Source organism: Serratia sp. HNCC26DJ244, assembly GCF_057180565.1.
Window position 1 is genome coordinate 1 of sequence record NZ_JBXUGO010000114.1, and the last position, 512, is coordinate 512.

At 44.5% G+C, this 512-nt stretch carries 1 protein-coding gene; it reads right to left on the reverse strand.

Annotated elements, in window-relative coordinates; all coding sequences use genetic code 11:
- The coding region (locus AC2A06_RS18835) for a hypothetical protein (protein ID WP_484381296.1) at positions 1–221 on the reverse strand (221 nt) is incomplete at its 3' end.
- Positions 222–512 lie beyond the last annotated feature (291 nt).

Genomic DNA, 512 nt, shown 5'->3' on the forward strand with positions numbered 1-512 from the left:
ATTTGCGCCAACTCCGGCACAACCTCCCCGACAGGACGATAACCGTTTGCAATGGTCCCTGAACCAGCGGTCTGCCCATTGGCATCTAACACCGTAGACACCGTATTGTTATGCCCACCAGAGAGTCCCTTCTGCGCAGAAGCTGGCAAAGAACACCATCCGCTGGCTAACATTAATGACACGATAGTGGCGTACTTAAATTTATTACCAAGAGCTTTCATTAAAATCTCCATGTAGGGCGATATCTCATCCATCAATATCAATAAATTGCTGGCGTTGTCATCACCCTGAATTAGGCATCCGTAATCTGTTGATCAGCTATACAAAAAAGCCCACAGTGTTTCCACTGTGGGCTCCCTATTTATTGGTTAGACAATAATTTGGTTATTGGTTAGACAATAATTTGGTTATTTTGCAACAACGTTTCCAGATCAGTATGGACATTAGCCAACGTAATGGCACTGGTAAAGACGTTCGCATTGCCTGAACCATCGCGATCAATACTGATCACG